Source organism: Gemmatimonadota bacterium (genome assembly GCA_016713785.1).
Lineage (GTDB): Bacteria > Gemmatimonadota > Gemmatimonadetes > Gemmatimonadales > GWC2-71-9 > JADJOM01.
The window spans coordinates 197,879-211,721 of the sequence record JADJOM010000003.1; the positions used below are offsets into that span (position 1 = coordinate 197,879).

Genomic DNA, 13,843 nt, shown 5'->3' on the forward strand with positions numbered 1-13,843 from the left:
CCCGCATGTCCTCCATCCGCCGCCGGCTCACCGTCTGGTACGCCGTGGCCCTGCTGGCCTCGATTGGGGCGTTTGGCGGCGCGCTCTACCTCGAGCGGCAGCGCTCGAGCGTGCGGGAGCTCGACGAGCGGCTGAGCCTCGAGGGGAACCTGGCGGCGCAGTATTTCATCGGCTACCAGCGGCAGCTGGGCCGCAGCCTGGCCCCGGGCGAGACCCCTGGCCTCGGCTTCAGTGCGGTGGGCGGCTACCTCGATGGCATCCGGGACCTCGTGGTGGTGTTCGACCCCGATCGCGCCCCCATCTACCGCAACGCCATCGCCAAGCCGCTCTCGCTCGCGGCCCTGGCCCGGCTGCTCGCCACCGACGATGGCCAGGCGCTCGAGGCGGTCCGCACCGGGGTGGTGAACCTGGCCGATGACGGCGTGGTGGTGCGCTACGCGCGGGTGCCGCTTCCCGGCGTCTGGGCCCATCCCGCGACGATCTTCGTGGCCGCCCCCCTCGACGCGGTGCCCTTCGGGCCGGAACAGCTGCTGCAGGCCATGCTGGTCATCGCCCCGGTGATCCTGATCGGGAGCGTCGGGCTCGGCTACGTGCTCGCCGATGCCAGCCTGCGCCCGCTGGAGGGGATGGTCGACGAGATCGAGGCGATCACCGACGGGCGGAGCCTGCATCGCCGGGTGGAGCTGCCGGCCTCGGCCGCCGAACTGGCGCGGCTCGCCGCCACCATGAACCGGATGCTGGCGCGGCTGGAGCAGAGCTTCGAACGCCTGCACCAGTTCACGGCGGATGCCAGCCATGAGCTCAAGACCCCCTTGATGGTGCTGCGCGCGGGGGTGGAGCGGGCGATGACCGATCCGGGCGCCTCCACCGAGGGGCTGCAGGCGCTCGAGGAGGTGCTGGAGGAGATCCACCGGATGAGCGAGATGGTGGACAACCTGCTCACGCTCGCCCGGGCCGACGAGGGCGGGGCCGCGCTCGCCGTCACCCCGCTCGACCTGCGCGACCTGGTGAGCGAGGCCTCCGAGACCGCCGGCATCCTGGGCGAGGAGCCGGGGATCGCGGTGCGCACCGAGCTCCCCGCCTCGCCGGTGGTGGTGCCGGTGGATGGGAGCCGGATCAGGCAGCTGCTGCTCAACCTGGTCACCAACGCCATCAAGTACACGCCCTCCGGCGGCAAGGTGAGCCTGGCGCTGGTGGACCAGGAGGAGACGGCCGCGATCATCGTCGGGGACGACGGCATCGGCATCCCGGCGGCCCACCTGCCATACGTGTTCGACCGGTTCTACCGGGTCGATACCGCGCGCACCCGGACCGGGGCCCGTCCCGGCGCCGGGCTCGGGCTCGCGATCACCAAGTGGATCGCCGAAGCCCATGGGGGCACCATCGCCGTGCAGAGCCGCCCCGGGCGGGGCACCGTCTTCACGGTGAGCCTCCCCAAGCACCGGGAGCTGCCGCCGGCCGGCGTGGCCCCGGAACCCACCCTCCTTGGCTGACCCGGCGGACTTCCTCTAGCGCACCTCCGGGCCACGCGTATATTGGCCCCCTCCTCTCCTCTGCCCGCTGTGTGAGCGGGGCGCTCTGGTGCGTACTGTGACACCGGAACGGCGCGCCCGCCGGGACGGCAGAGCTAATCGGGCTGTCATCATTTTGTCATTTGCCGGGCGGTGTGCTGCAATGGGCGCCCTGTAGCTTCGGTCACCGTCCCACCCTCGGAGGGGTCGCGCCGTGTTCGAGAACCTCGTCGAATCCAACCGGAAACGTCAGAACACCCTGGGCCAGCAGGTCGTGTCGCTCGCGCTGCACGGCGTGCTCATCGTGGGTGCCATCAAGGCCACGCAGGGCGCGGCCGAGGTGGTGAAGGACATCGTGATCGACACCACGATGGTCTTCCTCAAGCCGCCCGAGACGCCGCCGCCGCCGGTGCAGCCGCCGCCGGAGAACGTGGTGGTGAGCGCCAACCCGCCGCCGCAGGGCTTCCAGATCATCACGCCGCCCGACAACATCCCGACGGAGATCCCGCCGGTGAACCTGAACGAGCGCTTCGACCCGCGTGACTTCACGGGCAAGGGCGTCGAGGGGGGCATCGCGACGGGCGTGGTGGGCGGGACCGGTCCGGTGCCCACGATCGAGGGTGAGGTCTTCCTGGCGGCCGAGGTGGACGAGACGCCGCAGGCGATCGACGGCAGCGCGTGCATCGGGAAGTTCCCGCCGGTGATGATGTCGGCCGGGATTCCCGGGAAGGTGGTGCTGCAGTTCATCGTGAACACCGACGGGCGGGTGGACGTGGCCACGCTCAAGGTGATCAGCAGCACCCACAAGGCGTTCGAGGAACCGGCGCGGCAGGGGATCACCAGCGCCGGGTGCAACTTCAAGCCGGGCAAGTCCCGCGGCCAGCCGGTCCGGGTGCTGGTGCAGCAGGCGGTGTCATTCAAGATCGGTCAGTAGGTCTTTTCTCCTTACCGAGGACGGTCAGTCATGCAACACGGCGTTGATATCTTGAAGCTCTGGGATGCGGCGGGCATGTTCGCCCGCGGCGTCATCGTGATCATGGCGATCATGTCACTGTGGTCGCTGTCGGTGGCCATCGCCAAGATGATCCACATCTACAAGAGCCAGCAGGCCACCCGGAAGTTCGCGCCGGAGTTCTCCCGCGCGATCCAGGAAGACAGCCTCGAGAAGGCGATCGCCCTGGCCGAGAAGAACCAGAAGAGCCACGTGGCCCGGGTGCTGGGCGGCGCGCTCTCCGAGGTGAAGACGCTGATCCAGGACCGCGCCACCATCACCTCCGCCGACATCAACTCGGCCGAGCGGGCGGTGGAGCGCCAGATGCTGATCACCCTCGCGGAGTTCCGTCGCGGCATGAGCATCATGGCCACGGTGGGCGCCACCGCGCCGTTCGTCGGCCTGCTCGGCACCACGATGGGCATCGTGACGGCGTTCACCGGCATGGCGGCCGCGGGCGCGTCGGGCGGCCTGGCCGGCATCTCGGCCGGTATCGCCGAGGCGCTGATCACCACGGCGTTCGGCCTCATGGTGGCGATCCCGGCGGTGTGGTTCTACAACTACTTCACCACCAAGATCGAGAACCTGACGGTCGAGATGACCTACAGCTCCAAGGAGCTGATCGACTACCTGATCAAGAGCGTGGGGAGCGAGTTCGGCCGCTCGATCTTCACCAAGGAATTCCAGGCCCAGAAGGCGGTGACCGGCCATGGGCATGTCAGCGGGTAATGCCGGACGGAGCGCCGTCAAGGCCGAGCCGAATGTCATCCCCATGATCGACATCATGCTCGTGCTGCTGATCATCTTCATGATCGTGACGCCGCTGATCGCCGCCGGCTTCAAGGCGACGATGCCGAAGGGCAAGAACCTCGACAGCCGGCCGGAAGGCGAGAACGAGATCATCCTCGGGGTGGACGCCGCGGGCCAGTACTTCCTGAACGGGAAGGGCCCCGTCGACCCGGTGGTGCTCGAGGAGACGCTCAAGGCGATGTACGCCGCGCGGACCGAGGACAAGATCGTGTACTTCAAGGCTGACAACCAGCTCAAGTTCGGCCGCATCCAGGACGCGGTGGAACTGGTGCGCCGCTCCGGCGCCCGGGTGATGGCCGCGATCACCGAGCCGCAGGTCCAGGGCGGGCTGTTCGACGCCGCCGTCAAGGAGGAGTAGCCATGGCCGGTGGAGGCTCAGCGGGGCCGGGCGAAGTCAACTCGGAACCCAACGTGATCCCGATGATCGACATCATGCTCGTGATGCTGATCATCTTCATGGTGTCGCAGCCGCTGGCGCGCATGGCGCTCGACATCCAGGTGCCGCCCCAGGAAACCGCGGCGGCGAAGCCGACGGCGGCCTCGAACCAGATCGTGCTCGAGCTCACCGTCGACGGGGGCTACGCCATCAACACCCAGCCGGTGCCGAAGGAGCAGCTCGACACCCAGATCCACGCGATCTTCGACACCCGGCCGGCCAAGCTCCTGTTCATCAAGTCCGCGCCCGAACGGCTGTACCAGGAAGTGATCGAGGCCATGGACGTGGCCCGGGGTGCCGGGGTGCAGGTCATCGGCTTCACCCCGGCCGCCCCGTAGCGGCGCCGGCAGGGACCGATCCAGACCGGGGGGCCGTCACCAGATGGCCCCCCGGTTCGTATCTTTCCCGGTCGTGTGCGGAACCCGGGACCGGACGTCCCCCCCTGCGATGCCGGAGCATGCCCTGCGCGCCCGTTACGACTTCTCGCTCTCCGCCCCCCGCGAACGCGGCCGCCCCCTGGGCGTGCTGGTCTCGGTGGCGTGCCACCTGGTGCTCGCCGCGCTGCTGCTCTTCTCGGTGCGGCACGACGTGGCCCGGATCTTCTCTGCCGGGGACCCGTTCAAGGCGGCCGGGGGCGGGGGAGGTGGTGGCGGTGGCGGCGGTCGTGAGGTGGCGTATATTTCTCTCCCCGCGCCGGAGCACACCACCACGGCGCCCGTGGCCGTGACCCCCCCGGTCGTGACGCCACCCCCAGTCCAGGTTGCCCCCACGCCGGTCCCTGAGGTGCCGCCCCCCGTCGTCGAGGTGGCGCCGGTGCCGGAGGCCGCAGTGGCTGCTCCGGCGCCCTCGGCCACTGCTGCCGCTGGACCCGGGACAGGCCCGGGCGCCGGCGGAGGCGCCGGTGGCGGGACGGGCGGAGGCATCGGACCAGGGACCGGCCCTGGCACGGGGCCCGGCGAGGGGGGCGGCGGGGGTGGCGGCATCGGTCGGGGGCCCCGGCTGCGGCACGAGGTCCTGCCCCCGGACGAGGTGCCGAAGGAGCTCCGGGGTCGCGAGATCCGCGTGGTGTTCACGATCGACGCCACCGGGGTGCCACAGAAGGTCGTGTTCGACCCGCCGATCGGCGGCAGCCGTTTTGTGGACAAGCTGCGGCGGAGCATGCTCGAGTTCCGCTTCTACCCCGCGCTCGGGCCCGACGGGCGGCCCACGGAGAGCACCTGGGTGTATCGCTACATGCCGTTCTAGTCTGTTCCCTTACCCCTCGCTACCCCTAGAACTCCATGCAAGGTCTCTTCGTTCGCAAGTCGGTCGCCGATTGCGAGAACGACATCGCGGAGCGTGGCGGGCTCCGGCGCTCGCTCACCAAGTGGCACCTGACCGCCCTGGGCGTCGGCGCCACCATCGGGGCGGGCATCTTCGCCACCACGGGCACCGCAATCGTCGGGGATGCCGTCCGCCCGGGCGCGGGCCCCGCGATCATCCTGTCGTTCGTGCTGACCGCCGTGGCCTGCGGGTTCGCGGCGCTCTGCTACGCCGAGTTCGCGGCGATGGTGCCGATCGCCGGCTCCGCCTACACCTACGCCTACGCCTCGCTGGGCGAGTTCATTGCCTGGATCATCGGCTGGGACCTGATCATCGAGTACGCGGTGGGGAACATCGGGGTGGCCATCGGCTGGTCGGGCCACTTCCGCGAGCTGCTGGAGTTCTTCGGGCTGCACCTGCCGGCCTGGCTGGCCACCGACTTCCGCTCGGCCCGGATGGCGGCCGATGCCCTCGCGGCGGCAGGCGGCGGCGCGGACCCCGGCACCCTCTACCTGGCCAGCGCCATCACCAATGCCCCGCACCTCGGCGGCATCCCGATCATCTTCAACCTGCCGGCCTTCCTGGCGGTGGCGCTCATCACGGTGATCCTGATCCGCGGGGTGAAGGAGTCCGCGGATTCGAACAACGTGATGGTGCTGCTCAAGGTGGGGCTGATCCTGTTCTTCATCGCGGTGGGCGCGTTCCTGATCAAGCCGGGCAACTGGTCCGATCCCGCCACCGGCGGGTTCATGCCCAACGGCTGGGCAGGGGTGAGCGCCGGCGCCGCGATCATCTTCTTCAGCTACATCGGCTTCGACGCGGTGAGCACCGCCGCCGAGGAGGCCAAGGAGCCGGCCAGGGACATGCCGTTCGGGATCATCATGAGCCTGGTGATCTGCACGGTGCTGTACATCGCGCTCTCGGCGGTGATGACCGGCATCGCCCCGTGGAAGGCGCTGGGCACCGCGGAGCCGATGCTCACGGCGCTCGAGTTCGCCAACGGCCCCGCCTGGGTGCTCAATTTCTCGCGGTTCATCATCGCCCTCGGCGCGGTGATCGCGATGTTCAGCGTGCTGCTCGTCTTCCAGCTGGGCCAGCCGCGGATCTTCTTTTCGATGGCGCGTGACGGCCTGCTGCCGCCGTTCATCGCCAAGGTGCATCCCAAGTACAAGACGCCGTACGTGGGGACCATCATCACCGGCCTGTTCGTCGGGACCTTCGCGGCCACGGCGAACATTGCGGAGGTGGTGGACCTGACCAACATCGGGACGCTGTTCGCGTTCGTGCTGGTATCGGTGGGGGTCATCGTGCTTCGGTACAAGGAGCCCGAGCGGGTCCGGCCCTTCCGGGTGCCGTGGGTGCCGGTCACCCCGCTCATCTCGGTGGTGGCCTGCCTGTACCTCATGCTGCAGCTCCCCTGCCTGACCTGGCGGCGGTTCAGCTGGTGGCTGCTGGCCGGCCTGGTGATCTACTTCCTCTACGGGGCGTTCCACAGCCGGATGCGCAACCCGAATGGCCCCGGCAAGTTCAAGATGCCCTGGCTGGGGCTGCTGGGGGTGGCCGTGGCGGCGGCGGTGCTGCACTACCTGGTGTTCAGCCGCGCCAGCTGCGGCTGAGTTCGCCCTCCGGGGCCGGAACGACGAAGGGCCGCCCGCGGGCGGCCCTTCGTCGTGTCCTGGCCGGGGGCGCCGCTAGGTGCCGGCGAGGTGGAGGGCGCCGCTCGCCGCGTCGATGGCCTCTGGGCGCAGGCGGAACCGGGGCTGCTCGCCGAGGCGGGTGGTGAGCAGCCGGTAGAGGGGACCGTCGTGAAGCAGCAGCCCGCCATTGGTGGCCACCTCGATGGGAGCGCGCTCGTCGGCGCCGAAGTGGGGCTCCAGGCGGGAGACCAGCGCCGAGAGCTCGCGGGCCGCGTAGTCGATGATGCCGGCGGCTACGGTGTCGTTGAGCCGCTGGGCCTCGAAGACCTGCGGCGCCAGCGCCGCCACCTCGGGCACGCCGGCCGCCGCGGCCCACTGGACCAGCCGGTCCATGGTCTCGGCGCGGGTGGCCTTGAGCAGCAGGTCGGTCAGGGCGGTCTTCGGGCTGCGGCCGTCGGCCGCGCGGCCCACCGCGCCCAGCGCCGCGCGCCCGATGGCATAGCCGCTGCCTTCATCGCCCATCTGCCAGCCGTAGCCGCCGGCCCGGTGCAGCCGGCCGCTGGGGTCGCGGGCCACCGCCATGCTGCCGGTGCCCGCCGTGACCACGATGCCGGGGCGATCCTGGAACGCTGCCGCCAGCGCGATCTCGGTGTCGCCGGTGACCGTGATCCGGTCGGCGAAGTCCTCGCTGCGGAAGGCCTGTCGCAGCTCCTCCCGCTCGGCCTCGCGGCCCGCGCCCGCGACGCCGGCCACCAGGATATCGGCACGCAGCCGGCCCCGCTCGCCGAGGGCCCGCCGCGCGATCTCGCCGATGGTGGTGGCGCAGGTGAGGCCGCGGCCCGAGCGCATCTTGGCGCCTGGCCCGCTGGCCCGGGCCACGATGGCGCCGTCCTCCGCCACGATCACGGTGGTCTTGGTGCCGCCCGCGTCTACCCCGATGATGATCCGGCTCATGCAACTCCCTCCCGGTGGGGGCGCACCGCGCCCCCCGCGAATCCGACGACGAGGGTGATCAGCGCGCCGGCCGGCACGTACCAGGGCCAGGCCAGCGGCGCCTTGGCAAGGAACAGCGTCAGCATCACGGCCACGCTCGCCGCCACCGCGAGGAGCACGTGCGGCCCCCCGATGCGGGCGGGGGCCGCCGCGAGCAGGTAGGCGCCGAGCAGCGCGCCATAGGTGATCGAGGCGATGGAGAGCGCGAACACCACCACCGGCGTCTGGCCCCCGCCGGCGGTGGCGTGGAAGACGAGGGCCACCACGGTGATGAGCACCCCCCAGACCAGGCTCGCCAGCTTGCCCACCTTGAGCAGGTGGGCGGGATCCCGCCGTCCGGTGGCGCTGGCGTAGAAGTCGTGGGTGACGGAACTGGCCAGCGCGCTGATGGCCGAGCTGTGGGTGGCCATCGAGGCCGCGAGCACCGCCGCCACGATAAGGCCGGACAGCCCGTGCGGGAAGTGGTTCACCACGAAGCGGGGGAACAGCTGGTCCGCGGGGAGGTCAGTGGGCGCCTGGCCCGCGGCCCACATGGCGATGCCGATCAGCAGGAACAGGGTGAACTGGATGAACACCACCACGCCCGACCCGACCAGCGCGAAGCGGGCCGCGGCGAGTCCCCGGCTGGCCAGCAGCCGCTGCACGATCAGGTGGTCAGTGCCGTGCGAGGCCGCGGAGAGCATGGCGCCGCCCACCACCCCGCCGAGCAGGGTATAGGTGGCGGTGAAGCTGATGGCGGGGTCGATCCAGCGCAGCTTGCCCGCCGCCGCCGCCTGGCTCAGCACCGCGGCCGGGCCGCCCGCCATGCCGGCCGCGATCCAGAACGCCACCACCCCGCCGGCGACGTAGACCATCAGCTGCATCACGTCCACCCAGACCACCGCCTTGAGCCCGCCATGCCAGGTGTAGACCAGGGTGATCAGGCTCATCACCACGATGGCGGGGGCCACGTCCCACCCCGCGAGCACCGCCAGCGGAATGGCGCCGGCGTAGACCCGGACCCCGTCGGCGAGCGCGCGGGTCACCAGGAAGATCCCCGAGGTCAGCCGCCGCGTGGGGGTGCCGAAGCGGTGCTCCAGCCGGGCGTAGGCGGTGTCCTGCTCGCCGCGGAAGTAGCCGGGGAGCAGCCACACCGAGACGGCGAGGCGGCCGATGAGGTAGCCCAGCGGCAGCTGCAGGAAGGTCAGGTCACCGCGGGCGGCGACGGCCGGGATCGAGATCACCGTGAGGGCGGAGGTCTCGGTGGCCACGATGGAGAGGAGGATGGCCCAGGCGGGAAGGTCGCGCGCGCCGAGGAAGTAGTCGCCGGCGGTCTGCTGCCGGCGCGATACCCAGAGGCCCACGCCGAGGGTGAGGCAGAAGTAGAGCGCGATGACCGCGAGATCGAGGGTGGCCATGGGGGGAAAAGAGTAGCGCCGCACGGGTGTGCGGCGCTACGGAGATCGGGCGGGGCTCAGGCTAGGCCGTGAACGACGAGCCGCAGCCGCAGCCGCCGGTCGCGTTCGGGTTGTGGAAGGTGAACCCGGAGCCCTGCATGGAGGTGACGTAGTCGATGGTGATGCCGTTCAGGTACTGCATGCTGAACCCGTCGACGAAGACCCGGGTGCCGTTGACCTCGAGCACCGAATCATCCTCGAGCGCCCGCTCCTCGACGTTCAGGCTGTACTTGAATCCGGAGCAGCCGCCCGGGAGCACGCTCACGCGCAGGCCCGCCGACTCGCCCGGGACGTCCTCGGCCTGCATGAACTTGTGGACTTCCTCCGCCGCCCGATCGGTCAGGATGAGCGTGAATCCCGGCGTGGAGACCTGCGGTTCCGTGCTTTCCATGACTGACTGCTCCCTTCGTGAATTGTCCCGGGTACCGCTTTGGCGGAACGCCAGCGGTCCGGGGTGCTGGTACAAGCTACGAACCTGCGCCCGGCCGTGTCAATCATCGCGCTGGCCGGGGCGGCCCCAACCCCTTACTGGTCAACGGCTAAGCGCCTCGATTCCGAGCCCCCGCACCACCCGGTCGGCCACCTGGCCGCGCACCGGCCCGAAGCGCGGGTTGTCCCGGGTGGGGTGCACCCGATTGGCGAGCAGCACCACCACCAGCCGCCGGGTGGGGTCAATCCAGATCGAAGTCCCCGTGAACCCGGTGTGCCCGAAGCTGGTCCGCGACATCAGGGTGCCCGCGCTGCTCACGCCCGACGGGGTGTCCCAGCCGAGGGCGCGGCTGGAACCTGGCGGCAAGTCCTGGCGGCGGATGAAGCCAGAGAGGGCTGCGGGCCCAGGGGGGAGGGCGGCGCCGGCGCAGGGGGCATCGCGCGCGGTGCCGAGGCCCTCGAGCAGCCAGTCGCCGATCCGGAGCAGGTCCCGGGCGGAGCTGAACAGCCCCGCGTGACCGGAGACCCCGTCGAGCCGGGCGGCGTTCTCGTCGTGCACCTCGCCGCGGAGGACCCGGCCCCGCCAGGGGTCGTCCTCGGTGGGCGCGATGCGATGCCGCCAGCTCGGGGGCGGGAGATATCGGGTCTCGCGCAGGTGGAGCGGGCCCGCCAGCAGCCGCTCCACCAGGGTGTCGATCCGTGCGCCCGACGCCTGTTCCACCGCCTGGGTCAGGAGGATCGCGCCCAGGTCCGAATACACGAAGGTGTCGCCCGGCGTGGCCGCGAGCGGGGTGGCGTTGACCAGCGCGAGCGCCGCGGCGCGGGTGGGCGCCTCCTGGTAGAGCGGGCGCCAGGCCGGGAGGCCGCTCGCGTGGGTGAGCAGGTGGCGGATGGTGACGGCGGAATCGCGGAAGGCGGGGACGTAGCGGACCACCGGCGCGTCGAGGGCAAGGACCCTGCGCTCGACGGCGGCCATGGTGGCGGTGGTCAGGCCGATCACCTTGGTGAGCGAGGCCAGGTCGTAGATGGTGGTGCTGTCGGGGCGGGTGGCGTCGTCCTGGCCCAGGCGGCCGGCGCCATGATAGTAGTGGCAGCCCGCCAGGCTCACGCCGAGCACCGCCCCGGGGGCCACGCCATCGGCGATCACCGAATCGAGGAAACCAGCCGCGGCCCCCAGGCCTGCGGGCACCGGCGCCACGGCGCCGGGCGCGGCGCAGGCCAGCAGGCCGAAGGCGAGGCCCAGCGCCGCGCGACGGCGCCTCACGGGGCGCGGGCGGCGCCGCGGTCGAGTCCCGCGCCGAGGGGCAGGTGGGGCGGGATGCGGACCGGGAGGCGGCCGGTGATGGGCGCCTCGCCGGTGAGGGCGCGGGCCGCGGCCCATTCGCCCAGGCCATTCGCCGACCAGGCGAGCAGGTAGGAGCCGATGCGGGGCATCTGCCCGGCGACATATGGGGAGCCCAGGGATACCACGACCATGCGGCGCCGGTAGACCGATCTGTCGAACAGGCGCGCCACCGGCTCCGGCAGCCCGACGGTGCCCTTCCAGGCGCTCACTTTCACGGCGGCGGCGAAGATCGTGTAGGGGCTGCGCCGGATGAGCACGCGCGCGGAGTCGAGGCCCGCGGCGCCGGTGGCGGGCCAGAGGCGGAAGAGCGTGACCCGGTGGCCCGCGGCGCGCAGCTGGCGGAGCATCGTGTTCCCGACCGTGCCCGCGTTCTCCTCGCCGTAGGTGATGAGGGCGATGGTGCGGGGCCCCGCGCGCAGGCTGTCCACCACGCCGAGGCTGTCCCGGGCGAGCACCACGGCGCGGGTGGCGAGGTCCCGAGAGAAGGGCTGGAACGCGCGGCTGCCCACCACCACGGGCACGCTGTCGATGGGCACGGTCCGGTGGGCGAAGAGGCCCAGCTGCATCTTGAGGCGGAGCACTCGGCGTACCGAGCGGTCGAGCCGCTCGTAGGTGACCCGGCCGGACTCCACCGCCTCGGTGACGGCATTGATGGCGGCGCGGGGGTCGGCCGGCTGCAGCAGGAGATCGGCGCCGGCGCGGAAGGCGAGGACCGCCGCCTCGCCCGCGCCGTAGGCGTTGACGATGCCGCCCATGTCGAGCGCGTCGGTGACCAACAGGCCCTGGAAGCCGAGCGAATCGCGCAGCACGCTCTGCATCACGTTCGGGTCCAGGGTGGCGGGCCGGCTCCGGTCGCCGCTGATCGCGGGCATCGCCACGTGTCCCGACATGATGAACGCGGCGCCCGCCACCACCGCCGCGCGGAACGGCACCAGCTCCAGGGTGTCGAGCCGCGCCCAGGGGGTGGGGATGACCGGGAGGGCGAGGTGGCTGTCGGTCTCGGTGTCGCCGTGGCCGGGGAAGTGCTTGGCGGTGGCGAGCATCCCGTGATCCTGCAGCCCCTGGATGGCGGCGGAGACCAGCCGCGCCACGAGGTAGGGATCCTCGCCGAAGGAACGGGTGTTGATGATCGGGTTGGCGGGATTGTTGTTGACGTCCGCCACGGGCGCGAACGCCAGGTGGATCCCCACGGCGCGGCCTTCGAGCGCCGTGATCCGGCCCACCTCGTAGGCGTCGCTGTCGCGGGCGGCGGCGCCCACGCCCATATTGGGAGGGAAGGGGGTGGCGCCGGTGAGGCGGAAGCTGGCGCCCCCTTCGAGGTCCGCCGCCACGAGGAGGGGCAGACGGGAGCGGCGCTGCAGGCGGTTGAGCTTGAGCGCGACGTCGACGGGCGACCCGATCGAAACGATCAGGCCGCCGACCTCCAGCGAGTCGACCCAGCCCTGCATCACCGCGAAGGCGCTGTCGTCGAAGGCCTGGTAGGCGCCGGGGATCCAGGGCATCACCAGCTGGGCCACCTTGGCGCGGAGCGGCAGGGAGTCGAGCAGCCGTTCCACCGCGGTGGAGTCCACCGCCGTCATCACGGGGCCGCCGCCGAAGCGCGCGCTCTGCTGCGCGGCGAGCGGCGCGGCCGCCAGCAGCAGGGCCATCATTACCCACGGGGATCGATGCACACGCGACACTGGCTGCTCGGAGGCTGGATGGTTCTGGCCGGGGCCTGCCCGGGGCGGGGCCCGGCTCGGTCCGGGCCCGACGTGACGCCCGCGGTCCGCCCGGGGCTCGAGGTGCTGCTGAGTGACAGCGTCCACCTGGTGCGCGGCCGCCGGGTGGCCCTGGTGACGAACCAGTCCGGCGTGGATGCGGCCGGCCGCGCCGGCGTGGACCGGCTCCGGGGCGCCGGGGTGCATCTGGTGGCGCTGTTCAGCCCGGAGCACGGCTTCCGCGGTACCGCCGACCCCGGCGCGGCGGTCAGTTCGACCACCGACAGCGCGACCGGCCTCCCAATCTACAGCCTCTACGGCCGCAATTCCGCCCCGACGGACGCGCAGCTCGCCGGCGTGGACGTGATCCTGGTGGACCTGCAGGACGCCGGAGCCCGGTACTTCACCTACCTGTGGACCACGGTGGGCGTGATGCGCGCCGCGGCGCCACGGGGCATCCCGGTCGTGGTGCTCGATCGCCCCAATCCGATCGGCGGGGCGGTGCAGGGGAATGTGCTCGACACCGCGTACCGGACGCCGGTGGGCATGCTGGCCATCCCGATGCGCCACGGCATGACGCTCGGCGAGCTGGCGCGGCTGGCGCGCCACGACCTGGGCCTCGGCACCGCGCTGACGGTGGTGCCCGTGGCCGGCTGGCGGCGGCAGATGTACCAGGACGAGACCGGCCTGCCGTTCGTCCCTCCGTCCCCCAATCTCCGGACCCTGGACGCGCTGATCCACTATCCCGGCACCTGCCTGTTCGAGGGCACCACGCTCTCGGTGGGACGGGGGACCGAGCATCCCTTCGAACAGGTGGGGGCGCCCGGCCTTGATACCGCGGCCGTGCTGGCGGCCCTGCGCGCTGCCGCCCCGGCGGGGGTGTCGTTCCAGTCCGTGCAGTTCACCCCGCGCCGGCCGGGCGACGGCAAGTTCGCCGATACGCTGGTCACGGGGATCCGCCTCACGGTCACCGACCGCCAGCGCTACGACCCCATCCGGACCGCGGTCCTGCTGCTCGCCGCCGTGAGCGACGCGGGCGTGCCGGGGGGGCTCTTCCCGCCCAACCCCGCCCACTTCGACCGGCTGGTCGGCGATGGCGGCCATGCGCGGGGGGAGGTGGACCAGGTGATCCGGGGCGAGGGCGACGCCCGCGCCGGCCTCCTGGCCGAGTGGGCCGCCGAACTGCCGCGGTTCCTCGACCGTCGACGGCCCTTCCTCGTCTATCCCGAATAGCGATCCACGGGCGGGGGTGC

13 protein-coding genes are annotated in these 13,843 nt (G+C 71.6%); 8 read left to right on the forward strand and 5 right to left on the reverse strand.

Annotated features, from left to right (window positions below):
• Positions 1-5: 5 nt before the first annotated feature.
• The 7 genes from IPJ95_08505 to IPJ95_08535 all read left to right on the forward strand — a co-directional run bounded on the left by IPJ95_08505 (position 6) and on the right by IPJ95_08535 (position 6,666).
• Complete coding sequence (locus tag IPJ95_08505; GenBank protein MBK7923658.1) at positions 6-1,493, forward strand: HAMP domain-containing protein; 1,488 nt, start codon at positions 6-8, stop codon at positions 1,491-1,493.
• A 232-nt stretch (positions 1,494-1,725) separates the two neighbouring features.
• A complete protein-coding gene (locus IPJ95_08510) occupies positions 1,726-2,445 on the forward strand; it encodes an energy transducer TonB (protein MBK7923659.1) in 720 nt (239 codons plus the stop codon).
• A gap of 75 nt (positions 2,446-2,520) precedes the next feature.
• The gene (locus tag IPJ95_08515) at positions 2,521-3,231 is read left to right on the forward strand and encodes a MotA/TolQ/ExbB proton channel family protein (GenBank protein MBK7923660.1); all 711 of its coding nucleotides are present in this window, start codon (positions 2,521-2,523) and stop codon (positions 3,229-3,231) included.
• Between the two features lie 43 nt (positions 3,232-3,274).
• A complete protein-coding gene (locus IPJ95_08520; protein ID MBK7923661.1) occupies positions 3,275-3,670 on the forward strand; it encodes a biopolymer transporter ExbD in 396 nt (131 codons plus the stop codon).
• 53 nt (positions 3,671-3,723) lie between these two features.
• The gene (locus IPJ95_08525; protein ID MBK7923662.1) at positions 3,724-4,086 is read left to right on the forward strand and encodes a biopolymer transporter ExbD; all 363 of its coding nucleotides are present in this window, start codon (positions 3,724-3,726) and stop codon (positions 4,084-4,086) included.
• Positions 4,087-4,195: 109 nt separating this feature from the next.
• Positions 4,196-4,993 (forward strand): hypothetical protein, encoded by a 798-nt coding sequence (locus tag IPJ95_08530; GenBank protein MBK7923663.1) that lies wholly within the window; start codon positions 4,196-4,198, stop codon positions 4,991-4,993.
• 35 nt (positions 4,994-5,028) lie between these two features.
• Positions 5,029-6,666, forward strand: a complete 1,638-nt coding sequence (locus IPJ95_08535; GenBank protein ID MBK7923664.1) for an amino acid permease — start codon at positions 5,029-5,031, stop codon at positions 6,664-6,666.
• A 75-nt stretch (positions 6,667-6,741) separates the two neighbouring features.
• Here IPJ95_08535 and IPJ95_08540 read toward each other — a convergent pair whose 3' ends face one another.
• The 5 genes from IPJ95_08540 to IPJ95_08560 all read right to left on the reverse strand — a co-directional run bounded on the left by IPJ95_08540 (position 6,742) and on the right by IPJ95_08560 (position 12,542).
• Positions 6,742-7,641 (reverse strand): hypothetical protein, encoded by a 900-nt coding sequence (locus tag IPJ95_08540; protein ID MBK7923665.1) that lies wholly within the window; start codon positions 7,639-7,641, stop codon positions 6,742-6,744.
• A complete protein-coding gene (locus IPJ95_08545; protein ID MBK7923666.1) occupies positions 7,638-9,077 on the reverse strand; it encodes a sodium:solute symporter in 1,440 nt (479 codons plus the stop codon). The genes IPJ95_08540 and IPJ95_08545 overlap by 4 nt, the downstream gene beginning before the upstream one ends.
• Before the next feature lie 61 nt (positions 9,078-9,138).
• Entirely contained in the window at positions 9,139-9,507 is a 369-nt protein-coding gene (locus tag IPJ95_08550; protein ID MBK7923667.1) for an iron-sulfur cluster assembly accessory protein, read from the reverse strand.
• Between the two features lie 141 nt (positions 9,508-9,648).
• Positions 9,649-10,809 carry a beta-lactamase family protein gene (locus IPJ95_08555; GenBank protein ID MBK7923668.1) on the reverse strand — a complete coding sequence of 387 codons (1,161 nt, stop codon included), beginning with the start codon at positions 10,807-10,809 and terminating at the stop codon, positions 9,649-9,651.
• A complete protein-coding gene (locus IPJ95_08560) occupies positions 10,806-12,542 on the reverse strand; it encodes a hypothetical protein (GenBank protein ID MBK7923669.1) in 1,737 nt (578 codons plus the stop codon). The genes IPJ95_08555 and IPJ95_08560 overlap by 4 nt, the downstream gene beginning before the upstream one ends.
• Before the next feature lie 102 nt (positions 12,543-12,644).
• Here IPJ95_08560 and IPJ95_08565 point away from each other — a divergent pair, with 102 nt between their 5' ends.
• Positions 12,645-13,823 carry a DUF1343 domain-containing protein gene (locus IPJ95_08565; GenBank protein MBK7923670.1) on the forward strand — a complete coding sequence of 393 codons (1,179 nt, stop codon included), beginning with the start codon at positions 12,645-12,647 and terminating at the stop codon, positions 13,821-13,823.
• The last annotated feature ends 20 nt before the right edge of the window (positions 13,824-13,843 follow it).

Bases quoted from the DNA above. Each gene is read 5' to 3' on its own strand.
- IPJ95_08505 (MBK7923658.1), top strand. From the start codon at position 6: ATGTCCTCCATCCGCCGCCGGCTCACCGTCTGGTACGCCGTGGCCCTG.
- IPJ95_08515 (MBK7923660.1), top strand. From the start codon at position 2,521: ATGTTCGCCCGCGGCGTCATCGTGATCATGGCGATCATGTCACTGTGG.
- IPJ95_08520 (MBK7923661.1), top strand. From the start codon at position 3,275: ATGATCGACATCATGCTCGTGCTGCTGATCATCTTCATGATCGTGACG.
- IPJ95_08530 (MBK7923663.1), top strand. From the start codon at position 4,196: ATGCCGGAGCATGCCCTGCGCGCCCGTTACGACTTCTCGCTCTCCGCC.
- IPJ95_08535 (MBK7923664.1), top strand. From the start codon at position 5,029: ATGCAAGGTCTCTTCGTTCGCAAGTCGGTCGCCGATTGCGAGAACGAC.
- IPJ95_08540 (MBK7923665.1), bottom strand. From the start codon at position 7,641: ATGAGCCGGATCATCATCGGGGTAGACGCGGGCGGCACCAAGACCACC.
- IPJ95_08545 (MBK7923666.1), bottom strand. From the start codon at position 9,077: ATGGCCACCCTCGATCTCGCGGTCATCGCGCTCTACTTCTGCCTCACC.
- IPJ95_08550 (MBK7923667.1), bottom strand. From the start codon at position 9,507: ATGGAAAGCACGGAACCGCAGGTCTCCACGCCGGGATTCACGCTCATC.
- IPJ95_08560 (MBK7923669.1), bottom strand. From the start codon at position 12,542: ATGATGGCCCTGCTGCTGGCGGCCGCGCCGCTCGCCGCGCAGCAGAGC.